Source organism: Frigoribacterium sp. RIT-PI-h, assembly GCF_001297205.1.
Taxonomy (GTDB): Bacteria; Actinomycetota; Actinomycetes; order Actinomycetales; family Microbacteriaceae; genus Frigoribacterium.
Window position 1 is genome coordinate 1 of sequence record NZ_LHOZ01000016.1, and the last position, 11,855, is coordinate 11,855.

The window sequence follows — 11,855 nt, forward strand, 5'->3', positions numbered from 1 at the left end:
GCGGTGACGTGGGGGAGGCGCGGTGCGCGTCGGACGGTGGGGTTCAGTCGGTCGGCGTCACGCGGTCGGCCTCACGCGGTCGGGTTCAACCCGCGGGCGAAGAAGCGCTGGAACGAGAAGAACACGATGATCGTCGGCAGCGAGGCGACCAGGGCGCCGGCCAGCGCGACCGGCGGGCCGTAGGTCGAGTAGTTGCCGGTGAGGTCGGCGAGGGTCGCCATGACCGGCCGGATGTTCGAGCTCGACGACAGGGTCAGGCCGAAGAGCAGGTCGTTCCAGATCCAGGTGAACTGGAAGACGAATGCCGCCATCAGCGCACTCGTCGACAGGGGCAGGTGCACCTGGAAGAACATGCGCGCCCAGCCGGCGCCGTCGAGCGACGCCGCCTCGCGCACCTCGTTCGGCAGGCCCGTCATGTGGCCCCGCACGACGAAGAACGCGAACGGGATCGTGAGGGCGACGTAGACGAGCAGCATGCCGTACTGCGTGTCGAACAGCGACGCCGCGGCGTAGCCGGTGAACAGGGGAGAGAGGAACGCCTGCAGCGGCAGGATCGTGCCGACGTAGATGACCCAGAACCACAGCGTCGGGCGCTTGAGCGGCATGATCGTCACCGCGAAAGAGGCCAGCGAGGCGATGAACACGGCGGCCCCGGCCCCGACGACCGAGTACAGCAGGCTGTTGAGCATGCCCTGGCCGACGTTCGCGTTCTCGAACGCCGTCCGGATGTTGGTGATCAGAGAGAACGAGGTCGGCCACCACGAGGGGGTGCCCGAGTACTCGCTGCTCAGCGTGAAGGCGTTCACGACGAGCAGCCACGAGGGGATCAGCCAGATCAGTGACGTGACCGTCAGGACGACGGCGAGCACGCGGCGGGAGGTCTTGGTCATCGGGGGCTCCTAGTCTCTCGCCGGCCGCAGTTGGCGACGCAGGTAGGCGTACGACGCGACGACGACCACGACGGTGAGGAAGACCGCCACCGCGGCCCCCGAGCCGTAGCGCGACAGGGTGAAGGTCTCGCGGTACATGGTCAGCGCGAGCGTCTCGGACGCCGTGCCGGGCCCGCCGTTGGTCAGCAGCAGCACCTGGTCGAAGACCTTGAGGCTGCCGACGATCGAGATGCCGACGACGACGATCGTCATGGGCCGCAGCTGGGGGAAGGTCACGGACCGGAAGAGTCGCCAGCCCGAGGCGCCGTCGAGCTGGGCGGCCTCGAGCGTGTTCGGCGGGATCGACTGCAGGCCGACGAGGAAGAGGATGACGCACGCGCCCGTCGCCTGCCAGGTCGTCGCGACGATCATCATCACGGTGTTCAGCGGCCACTGCAGCAGCCACTGCGACACCAGGGGATCGAGCCCGAGGAGGCGCAGCAGCGTGTCGAGACCGCCGTCGGTCGAGAGCATGAAGGTCCACACCACCGCGGTGGCGGACCCCGAGATCGCGTACGGCAGGATCACCGCGAAACGGGCGACGGCGCCCAGCTTGAGCTTCCACGTGCCCACGGCGATCGCGAGGCCGAGGCCCACGGGCAGCACCAGCGTGCCGACGACCCAGAAGAACGTGTTCAGCACCGACTGGCCGAACGCCGGGTCGGCGAACATGGCCGTGTAGTTGTCGAGCCCCACCCAGGTGCGGGTGAAGCCGTTGTCGTCGAAGAAGCTGCGGTAGATGGTGAACGCGAACGGCACCACGAGCAGCAGCACGACGAGCGCGACCGCCGGTGCGAGGAAGGCCGCGCCGGCGAGCGGCGCCCGGCCGGGACGATGCGGGACGACGACGGAGGCGCGGGTCGGGTCGCCCGACGGAGCCGCGGCTTCTCGGGGGACCGGGGGCTGGGTGAGGGTCATGCGGCGTCCCAGATCTTCCACTCGGTGCGGGCCCGGGCCTCCATCGACCGGAGGGTCGACTCGCCGTGCTGCGTGCTCGGGGTCACCATGAACGACCCCAGGTCTTGCACGTTGCCCTCGACCAGGGGCGTCGGTGAGGCCTCCCAGTAGCGGATGAGCTCGGTCGGCTTGCTCGCGGCGATGTCGGCGGCCAGGACTTTCACGAGGTCGGACTTCGGCAGGGCCGCGGGGTTGGGGCTGGTGTCGCCCAGGAATCCGACCCAGGCCTCTTGCACGTCGGTCGACAGCCAGTTGCGCGCGACGTCGACGGCCGCGTCGCGTCGGTGGGCCTTGACGGGCACCGAGAGGGAACCGCTCTCGACGATGACGGCCGGGGCCGTCGACGAGGTGCGGGGAGGGACCCGGAAAAACCCGATGTCGTCGTCGGTCAGACCGGAGGCCAGCAGGGTGTTCGCGAACCAGGTGCCGTAGAGCATCATGCCGAAGCGGCCCTCGGACACCAGACCGGGCAGGTCGTTCGACGTGACGTCGGGGGCGGAGAAGAACCCGTCGGCGTACATGGTCGACCAGAGGCCCATGGCCTCGCGGGCCGGGTCGTCGACGTAGCTCGCCTCGTTCGTCGTCACGGCCGCGTAGTAGTCGGGGTCGATCGAGGCCAGCAGCTGCATGAACCAGATCTCGGACTCCCATGTCGTCGCGCCAGGGGCCAGGAACGGGGTGATGCCGGCGTCCTTCAGGGTCTGGGCGGCGCTCATCAGGTCGTCGAAGGTCGTGGGGACGTCGATGCCGTTCTCGGCGAAAGCTCGCTTGCTGTAGAAGACGGCGTAGTAGCTCTTGTAGAGCGGGACCCCGTAGGCCTTGCCCTCGTACGTGAACGAGTCACGCTGGGCCGGGTCGACCCACCCGCGACCGATGGCGTCGTCCCAGACATCGTTGAGGTCGGTCAGGATGTCGGCCCGGGCGATGTCTTGCAGGCGGTAGCCGTTCGTCCACTTGATCAGGTCGGTCGTGCTGTTCGTCTGAGCCGTCATGCGGATGACCTGGTTGTAGTTCGCCACGCTGGCGATCGAGCGCGAGGTGATGCGGTAGCCGATGCGCGCCGCCAGCACGTCGGACGCGGCGTCGTAGCCGGGGCCCCAGGTGGGGTTGTCGCTGTTCAGCGTGACCGTGCCGGGGGCGGACGGACGCGTGTCCGTGCCGCGGGCACAGGCCGCCAGGGTCGCGGTCAGCAGCCCCACGCCACCCAGGGCGAGTGCCGTGCGCCGGGTCACCGTGGGGCCGCCGGGGATCGGGTGGGCCATGGTCGTTTCCGTTCGTCGTTGAATTGATAACGTTACCAACACCGTGCCACAGTCCTCCAGGTTTGACAAGCGGAGGTGGGCCTGTATATCTGGGGGGATGGCGGCAGGGGCAGGATCACGGTCGGCCGACACCGGTCCGACGGGTACGGGCCGAGGGGCCGCCGTCACGGTGAAAGACATCGCGCGGGTGGCCGGCGTCAGTCCGATGACCGTCTCGCGGGTGCTCTCCGGGGGCAAGAACGTCCGACCCGCCCTGCGTGAACACGTCGAGCGGGTCGTCGCCGAGGTCGGCTACCACCGCAACGAGAACGCCCGCAGCCTGCGGCCCGGGCACCGCTCGGGTCTCGTGGGCGTCATGATCACGAACATCGCCAACCCCTACTACGCCGGTGTGGTCCAGGGGATCGAGCAGGTCGTCGCCGCGACGGGGCGGCGCATCCTCGTCGGCACGACCAACGAGGACTCCGATCTCGAGCGCCAGCTGCTGTCCGACTTCCTCGGGCGCCAGGTCGAGGGCCTCGTCGTCGTCCCCGTCGGCGGGGACGCCGACCGCTTCCTGCCCGAGCGGCTCGCCGGCGTCCCGCTCGTCCTCGCCTCGCGGACCGTCGACGGCGTCCAGGCCGACGCCGTCCTGATCGACGACGTCGAGGGGGCTCGGCAGGCGGTCTCCCACATGCTGGACGAGGGGCACCGACGCATCGCGTTCCTGGGCAACAAAGAGACGGTCTCGACCGGGCGTCGTCGTCTGGCCGGCTTCCGGGCTGCCCTCGAGCAGCGCGGGCTGTCCGTCGACGACGACCTGGTCGTCTTCGGGCTGCAGGAGGCTGCGGCGTCCGAGGCGGTGACGCGTGACCTCCTCGAGACCGACGACCCGCCCACGGCGATCTTCGCCGCGAACAACCGCATCAGCGTGGGGGTGCTGCGCGCCCTGTCGCAGCGGGCATCGGGCTCGCAGGGGGCGGCGGTGCCGCGACTGTTCGCCTTCGACTCGTTCGACTTCGCCGACATGGCGCCCGTCCCGCTGTCGGTGATCGACCACGACCCCCTCGAGCTGGGTCGCGCGTCGGCGCGGATGCTGCTGGCGCGCCTCGACGGATCGACCGAGGGTGAGCCTCCGCAGCTCGTCGAGCTGCCGGTGCACATCGTCCACCACTGAGACCGCCTGGCCGGTTCGGGCGGCCCTCGACCGGGCCCACCGTGTGCTCGCCGTTGCTGCCGTCCGGGCCGTCCGTTAGTGTTGGTAACGTTATCAACGAAAGCAGGCGAGCATGACCACCTCCGTCCCCGCCGGCGTCGTCCCCGGCGCCTACGACAAGCCCCCCGCCATCGAGCTGCCCGGGGGGCCCCGGGCCTGGACGGGCCCCGACGCCTGGGGCCGGCTCGCCGACCTGCTCGGGCCGGGCGTCGTGCTGGCCGTCGACACCTACCCCGGCAGCGACCTCGAGGCGCTCCGTCGCGAGCTGCAGGCGGTCGCGCCCCGCGCCTCCTTGATCGACGTCGAGGAGGCCGCGGCCCGCACGACCGACGAGATCGACGCGCTCATCGCGCGCGACCTCACCGACGACCGCGTCTTCGGGGTGCTCAGCCACCACACGCTCGACGAGTTCTACGACGCGGACCGTCTCGCCGCCGTGGCGGACGAGGTCGAGCGCGCCGACGGGCACGTCGTGCTCTACGGCTGGGGTGCCGCCCTCGTCCCGGTCGACGTCGACGTGGTCGTGCTCGCCGACCTCGCGCGGTGGGAGATCCAACGACGACAGCGTGCCGGGGCGCCCAACTGGCGGGCCGACAACGGCGACGAGGACCAACTGCGCAAGGTCAAGCGCGGGTACTTCGTCGAGTGGCGGACGGCCGACCGGCACAAGCGCGCGCTCTTCGACCGGCTCGACTTCGTGCTCGACGCGAACGACTCGATGGCCGGTGCCAAGCTCGTCGAGGCGCGGACCTTCTTCGCGGGCCTCGAGATCGCCTCGCGCCGACCGTTCCGGGTCGTCCCCTTCTTCGATCCCGGGGTCTGGGGCGGGCAGTGGATGAAGACGGTCCTCGAGGTCGGCGACGAGAGCAACTACGCCTGGTGCTTCGACTGCGTGCCCGAGGAGAACAGCCTGCTGCTCTCCGTCGACGACACGGTCGTCGAGCTGCCCGCCCTCGACCTGGTGTTCCGCCACCCGCGCGAGCTGCTCGGTGCCCGGACCCACGCGCGGTTCGGGGCAGAGTTCCCCATCCGCTTCGACTTCCTCGACACGATGGACGGCGGCAATCTCTCGTTGCAGGTCCACCCGCTGACCGACTACATGCAGGACGTCTTCGGCATGCCGTACACGCAGGACGAGAGCTACTACCTGCTCGACGCGGCGGACGACGCGGTCGTCTACCTCGGGCTGCGCGAGGGCGTCGACCGCGGCGAGATGGAGTCGGCGCTGCGCACGGCGGCCGACGGCGGGGAGCCGTTCGACGCCGAACGATACGTCGCCGCCTTCCCGGCCGCGAAGCACGACCACTTCCTGATCCCGGCCGGCACGGTCCACTGCTCGGGCTCCGACTCGATGGTGCTCGAGATCTCGGCGACGCCGTACATCTTCACCTTCAAGATGTGGGACTGGGGACGCCTGGGCCTCGACGGTGTGCCGCGGCCGGTCCACCTCGATCACGCCCTCGCCAACATCCAGTGGGACCGTGACGAGCGGTTCGCCCGCGACGAACTGGTCGACCAGGTGACCGAGGTCGCGCGCGGCGACGGCTGGGTGGAAGAGCGCACGGGGCTGCACGAACTCGAGTTCATCGAGGTGCGTCGGCACTGGTTCGACGACGTCGTGCCGCACGACACCCGGGGCACCGTCAACGTGCTCAACCTCGTCGAGGGGGCGGAGGCCGTCGTCGAGAGTCCGACCGGGGCGTTCGAGCCCTTCGTGGTCCACTACGCCGAGACGTTCATCGTGCCGGCGGCCGTCGGGCCGTACACCGTCCGCCCGTACGGGCGCGGTGTCGGGCAGCGGCTGGGGACCGTCAAGGCATCGGTGCGGGGCACGGCCAGGGACGAGTGAGCGGCCCGGCGGGGCGGGCTCGGCTGGGCCAGTCGGCCTGGCCGGGTCGGCCCGGCCGGGTCAGTTCTGGTCGGCCCAGCTGGCCGCGCCGAGCAGGGGTGCGTGGTCGCCGAGCGTGCCGGGGGCGACGGTGCGCCCCCTGGCCGAGCCGGGGACGCCCTGCCCGAGGCCTGCCCTGAGGGGCGCGCCGATCACATCCCACGAGCGTGAGACGCCACCGCCCACGACGACGGCCTCGGCCCCGAACCCGTCGACGCACGGCCGCAGGGCGTCGCCCAGGGCCGTGAAGGTCGCCGTCACGATGTCGCTCGCCACGGGGTCGCCGGCTCTGGCGAGGTCACAGATCTGCTCGACGGTACGGTCGTCGCCGGTCCGTCGCCGGTACCCGGTGCGGAGCGCCGGGGTCGAGACCGTCTCCTCGAGAGGGCGGCCGTCGACGGTGAGTGTGTGCACGTTCCCGTCCTGGGGCACTCCGGCACCGTCGGTCACGGGCCGACCCTCCACGAGGAAGGCCGAGCCGACCCCCGTCCCGAGCGTCACGCAGATCAAGCGGCCGGCGCCGACACCGGCGCCGGACGACCACTCGCCCACGGCGTACGCGACGGCGTCGTTGACGAACCCGACCGACGCCGGGGACGTGCCCAGCGCCTCCGCGAACGAGGCGCGCAGGTCGACGCCGGACAGGGCGGCGAACTTGTCGACGCCGTCGAAGCTGCCGCGGCCGGCGTCGTAGTCGAAGGGGCCGGGCAGCGCCACGACCCACCGCGTCGGCGCGGGGCGACCGGCCGACACGGAGGCGCGGGCCGCGTCCGAGGCGGGTTCGGTGAGCCGGGTGAGCAACACGTCGCGGGCCGCGTGCGGGTCGAGGGTGGCCCGGTGTTCGTCGGTGAGCCGACCGTCGATGACGACTGCGGCCGTGACGTGGCCCCCGCCGACGTCCACGACGCCGACGGGGGCCACCATCCGTTGATCGCTGCTCAACTGATCTGGCCCAGGCGGTCGGACGACCAGCCGAGCGCCGCGAAGATCTGCACCATGGCGGACTGGTCGAGCGTGGCCGCAGGGCGTTCGGGCAGGTAGTCGCCGCCGCCGCTCGGTTGGAAGTGGAACAGCCCGGTGGCGGGGTCACGGTTGTCCCGCCAGGTGGCGTCGGCGTACTCCTGGATGGTCGCGCGATAGGCGGGGTCGTGCTGCACGGAGTCGAGGAGCAAGAGGTCCTTGAAGTAGAACGAGTTGAAGATGGCGGGCTGCTGTTGCAGACGGCCTTCGGCGCCCCAGTAGGCGAGCGAGCCGCGGGCGTCGTCGGTGGCCTTGGTCAGCCACGTCGGGTCGTCCGTCGCGCGGTACAGGATCGTCGCCGTGGCGATCATCGCACCCGAGTTGTACGTCCACAGCGTCGGGTCGACCGTGCCGTCGTCGTGCCGACTGTTCTGGTAGAGCCCGGGGGACTGCTTCAGGCACGACTCGTTCCAGTCGTAGGCCTGCGTGCTGAAGCGCAGGTAGGCGTTCTCGCCGGTCTCCTCGTAGAGGTGGGCCGCGAGCTGGGCGGCGAGGCCCGTCACGTTCGCGCCGCGCGTCGTGTTGTCGGCGGTGTCGATCCAGTCGACCCCACCGGGGCAGGCGAGCGTCGGGTCGGCGTTCCAGCCCCGCGAGGCGATGGTGAACGCGGCGCGGGCCCGGTCGAGGTACTGCGGGTCGCCCGTCGCGTGGAACTGGCTGATGAACGACAGGCCCACCACGCCGTTGTCGTCGTAGTAGACGTCGCCGCCCGTGCCGAGCGGGGCGGGCAGGTACGACTGGTAGCCGGGGCGCCCACCGGGCGCGACGGCGAAGTAGTTCTCGAGACCGTCGACCCGTGCCCGGGCGGAGTTCGCGTAGGCCGGGCCGACGCCCGGCAGGCCCTGCAGGTCGAGGGCGGCCTGGGTCGCCTCGCGGTACTCCCAGAGGAACGACCAGGGGTTGCCTTCGGCCGTGTTCGTGTTCTCGCGGTAGAGGCCGTGGCCCGCGGCGCCGGTGTAGAGGTGGTCCTGCAGGGCGTCGTACGAGATCGACGCGCGAGTCTGCCAGACGGGATCGGGCGAGGTCGCAGCCTCGGCCTCGGCGGGGTGCCCGGCGACGGTCAGGCCGGTCACGAGCGAGAGGGCGACGAATGCTCCGAGAGCACCTCGGCGCGTCGGGGAATGCAGAGTGGACACCATTGACGATCCTGCCTTCGAGGGGTGGTTGGTATCGTTACCATATGCAGCCCCGCGGTCGTTGTCCAGAGCCGGGCGGCGGACCCCTGACGCGCACCGCGCCTCCTTGGTTGTCTGGGGGCGGCGCGTCAGCGACCGCGACGCACGAGAGAGAAGAGACCACATGTCGACCTGGTTGATCACCGGATGCTCCACGGGGCTGGGGCGCGCCTTCGCCGAGGAGGCGCTGGCCCGCGGGCACGACGTCGTCGTCACCGCGCGCGACGCCTCCGCCGTGCAGGACATCGCCGACGCCCACCCCGACCACGCCGTGGCCACCGCGCTCGACGTCACCGACGCTGACCAGGTGACCGCGGCCGTCGGCCTCGCCACCGAGCGGTTCGGCGGCGTCGACGTGCTCGTGAACAACGCCGGCTACGGCTACCGCTCCGCCGTCGAGGAGGGCGACGACGCCGACGTGGCGCGCCTCTTCGACACGCACTTCCACGGCAGCGTGCGCACCATCAAGGCCGTGCTGCCCGGCATGCGCTCCCGTCGCAGCGGCACGATCGTGAACCTGTCGTCGATCGGCGCCCGCCGCACCGGCCCGGGCTCGGGCTACTACGGCGCCGTCAAGGCCGCCCTCGAGCAGATGACCATGGCCCTGCGCACCGAGCTCGCCCCGCTCGGCATCACGGCGACGGTCGTCGAGCCGGGCTCGTTCCGCACCGACTTCTCGGGCCGCTCGCTCACGCAGTCCGCCACGCCCATCGCCGACTACGCCGAGACGGCCGGCAAGCGCCGCATCGAGGCCGACACCTCGGACGGCACCCAGCCCGGCGACCCCGCCGCCGGCGCGCGCCTGCTCGTCGACGCGGTCGAGTCGGGCCGGGCGCCGTACCTGCTGCTGCTCGGCTCGGACGCCGTCGAGATCGTCACTGGTGCGCTCGACGACCTCCGCGGTGACGTCGACACGTGGGCCGACCGCAGCCGCGCGACCGACTTTGGCGCCTGAGGGTCCGTCTCGCGAGCAGCGCGCTCCGCTCGCGGGCGACGCGACCACCCGCAGGAGGCGCGGTGCCGGTCCGGCCTGCACCGCGCCTCCGTCGCGAGGCTGAAATCGCCTCTGGCCTCTGGTCCGTGACTCCTGTGCGGGTTAACGTGACTGATGGCTGCGATGAAACTGCAGTTCTGCATTCGGCTATGGGTCGAAGGCGTCCCAGGGAGGAAGACCATGACGAGGACTCACCACCCCCTTCGTCACGGCGATCCGACGGGTCGCCCCTTGGTCGTCGAGGTCGAAGCGGTCGAGAAGTCCTATGCGGGCTCTCCTGTCCTGCGGGGAGTCACCTTCGGGGTGTCCCGTGGCGAGATCTTCGGGCTGCTCGGCCCCAACGGTGCCGGCAAGTCGACCCTGCTCGAGAGCATCGTCGGCCTGCGGCGGATCGACTCCGGCTCGATCTCGGTGCTCGGGCACGAGCCCACCTCGGCCAGGGCGTTCATCACGTCCCGGGTGTCGGTGCAACCTCAATCGGCCAGCCTCTTCGAGACCCTCTCCGTGGTCGAGACACTCCGGCTCTACGCGTCGTTCCACGAGTCCCCTCGGCCCGTCGCCGAGGTCATGGACGAGATCGGCCTCGTCGAGCAGGCGACCACCTGGTCCCGGGACCTCTCCGGCGGGCAGCTGCGGCGCCTCCTGCTCGGAGTCGTCCTCATCGGCGACCCCGAGATCGTCGTGCTCGACGAGCCGTCGGCAGGCCTCGACCCGAAGGCCAAACAGGGTCTCCTCGCCGTCGTCCGGCAGCTGAGGGATGCCGGCGTCACCGTGCTCTTCTCCACCCACGACATGCAAGAGGCCACGCAGGTGTGCGACCGGGTCGCCATCCTCGTCGACGGTGCCGTCCAGGCGCTCGATTCACCGGCGGAGCTCGTGCGGCTGAGCGGTCTCATGAGCACCGTCTCGTTCGTCGTCGACGTCGACGCGGACATCGCCGACCTGCGTGCCGCCATCACGGTGACGTCCTTCGAGGAGTCTCTCGTGCCCGACGGGCGGAAGATCGAGATCACGACCGAGGACCCCGATTCCGTGATGCGAGCCGTGACCTTCCGCTCCACCATCCGAGCCCGGGACTTCACGGTGCAGCGCAGCACGCTCGAGAACTACTTCCTCGATCTCGTGTCGACGACCGGCCGAGAGTCCCGAACGCAGGGCGACACAGACGGGAGCCACGCATGACCGCCACCGGCACGCGACGGAGCGACGTGGCCGAGCCCGTCGCCGTCCGCTCGGCCTTCGCCGAGTTGAGCACATGGAACGCCAAAGAGCTCTACCGCGATCGAAAAGGGTCGTTCTCGATCCTCTTCATGTTCTTCTTCTTCTTCCTTCTCATCGTCGGATTGAACTTCGTCGTCAACTACGGCAACCGCCCCGACCCCGTGATCGCGGTGAGTGGAGAGCAACCCGTGGTCGACGACGTCCTCGCGTCACTCGAGCGCGCAGGCATCCCGGCCTCCTCCGCCGCCACCGCGTCCGCCGACACGAACGCCGTCGTCACCGTCGACTCCGACCGCGCGCTCATCACCCTCGACTCGGACGACGCTCCGCGCTGGATCGCCGTCGCCGCGGCCGTGGGCGAGAGCGGCTACACCCCGGGCGACGTCGTGGTCGTCGACGACACGGGCGCACCGCAACTCGACCTGCTGCGGTCGAACCTCGCGGGGGTGGCGGCGATCGGCTTCATGGCGATCACGTTCATGGGCACGGCGGTGCCCGTCGTGTCGCTCCGACAGCGGGGCACCCTTCGCCTGCTCGGCACCACACCCGTCCGGAAGCTCACCTTCATCGCGGCCCAGACTCCGGTCCGCTTCGGGCTGGGGGCCGTCGTCGGCGCCGTGGTGGTCGCCGTCGCCGCGTCGCTCGGCTACCTCGACCTGGCGAGCACGTTGCGGCTCGTCGTCACGTTCGTGCTGGGTCTGCTGATGTTCTTCGCCTTCGCATACCTGCTGGCATCCCGGTCCCGGAACGCGGAGATCATCAACCAGGTGAGCGTGCTCGTACCTGTGCTCGCCCTCTTCGCCTCGGGTGACGTCTTCCCCAAGGACTTCCTTCCCGACGGCGTCCTCGTGGCACTGGACGTGCTGCCGACGACCTGGTTCATGCAGGCCGCAGGGCGTGACCTGACGGGTACCGAGGGCTTCGCGAGCGTCTACGTCCTCTGGGCCATGATGCTCGGCACGACCGTCGTCGTGTCGGCTCTCGCCGCCAAGCTCTTCCTCTGGGACGACCGCGAACGATGAGAGAGGCGGCACTCGGCCGCGGCTGACGCGACCGCCTGCAGGAGGCGCGGGGCCGGTTCAGGCGGCACCGCGCCTCCTGCAGGTGGCCCGCCCCCGGGTCGGGACGGCCTCGGGTCTCAGCCGGCGGCCGGCCCCGAGCCGGCCGGCCCCGGCAGGGGCGGAGCGGCGGGCGCGGGGGGCCCGGCTCCCATG

10 protein-coding genes are annotated in these 11,855 nt (G+C 70.7%); 5 read left to right on the forward strand and 5 right to left on the reverse strand.

The window, feature by feature from the left end:
• Positions 1 to 71 precede the first annotated feature (71 nt).
• From AEQ27_RS00915 to AEQ27_RS00925, 3 genes are read right to left on the reverse strand one after another with little or no spacing between them, the layout of a single operon-like run.
• Complete coding sequence (locus tag AEQ27_RS00915) at positions 72 to 890, reverse strand: carbohydrate ABC transporter permease (protein ID WP_054144971.1); 819 nt, start codon at positions 888 to 890, stop codon at positions 72 to 74.
• 9 nt (positions 891 to 899) lie between these two features.
• Positions 900 to 1,847: a carbohydrate ABC transporter permease gene (locus tag AEQ27_RS00920; protein WP_082383124.1), complete on the reverse strand. Its 948-nt coding sequence runs from the start codon at positions 1,845 to 1,847 to the stop codon at positions 900 to 902.
• Entirely contained in the window at positions 1,844 to 3,148 is a 1,305-nt protein-coding gene (locus tag AEQ27_RS00925) for an ABC transporter substrate-binding protein (protein WP_054144972.1), read from the reverse strand. The genes AEQ27_RS00920 and AEQ27_RS00925 overlap by 4 nt, the downstream gene beginning before the upstream one ends.
• A gap of 97 nt (positions 3,149 to 3,245) precedes the next feature.
• Here AEQ27_RS00925 and AEQ27_RS00930 point away from each other — a divergent pair, with 97 nt between their 5' ends.
• Together AEQ27_RS00930 and AEQ27_RS00935 are read left to right on the forward strand one after the other, a co-directional pair.
• The gene (locus AEQ27_RS00930) at positions 3,246 to 4,304 is read left to right on the forward strand and encodes a LacI family DNA-binding transcriptional regulator (RefSeq protein ID WP_054144973.1); all 1,059 of its coding nucleotides are present in this window, start codon (positions 3,246 to 3,248) and stop codon (positions 4,302 to 4,304) included.
• Between the two features lie 112 nt (positions 4,305 to 4,416).
• Positions 4,417 to 6,192, forward strand: coding sequence for a class I mannose-6-phosphate isomerase (locus tag AEQ27_RS00935; RefSeq protein WP_054144974.1), 1,776 nt, complete (start codon positions 4,417 to 4,419; stop codon positions 6,190 to 6,192).
• Between the two features lie 60 nt (positions 6,193 to 6,252).
• On the opposite strand, the gene AEQ27_RS00940 is transcribed toward AEQ27_RS00935, so the two are convergent.
• Positions 6,253 to 7,155 (reverse strand): ROK family protein, encoded by a 903-nt coding sequence (locus AEQ27_RS00940; protein WP_054144975.1) that lies wholly within the window; start codon positions 7,153 to 7,155, stop codon positions 6,253 to 6,255.
• A gap of 14 nt (positions 7,156 to 7,169) precedes the next feature.
• Entirely contained in the window at positions 7,170 to 8,390 is a 1,221-nt protein-coding gene (locus AEQ27_RS00945; protein ID WP_082383122.1) for a glycoside hydrolase family 76 protein, read from the reverse strand.
• Between the two features lie 160 nt (positions 8,391 to 8,550).
• Between AEQ27_RS00945 and AEQ27_RS00950 the strand changes: the two genes are divergently transcribed.
• The 3 genes from AEQ27_RS00950 (at position 8,551) to AEQ27_RS00960 (ending at position 11,663) form a co-directional block, all read left to right on the forward strand.
• Complete coding sequence (locus AEQ27_RS00950) at positions 8,551 to 9,381, forward strand: oxidoreductase (RefSeq protein WP_054144977.1); 831 nt, start codon at positions 8,551 to 8,553, stop codon at positions 9,379 to 9,381.
• A gap of 219 nt (positions 9,382 to 9,600) precedes the next feature.
• Positions 9,601 to 10,602 (forward strand): ABC transporter ATP-binding protein, encoded by a 1,002-nt coding sequence (locus AEQ27_RS00955; protein WP_152970067.1) that lies wholly within the window; start codon positions 9,601 to 9,603, stop codon positions 10,600 to 10,602.
• The gene (locus tag AEQ27_RS00960; protein ID WP_054144979.1) at positions 10,599 to 11,663 is read left to right on the forward strand and encodes an ABC transporter permease; all 1,065 of its coding nucleotides are present in this window, start codon (positions 10,599 to 10,601) and stop codon (positions 11,661 to 11,663) included. The genes AEQ27_RS00955 and AEQ27_RS00960 overlap by 4 nt, the downstream gene beginning before the upstream one ends.
• Positions 11,664 to 11,855 lie beyond the last annotated feature (192 nt).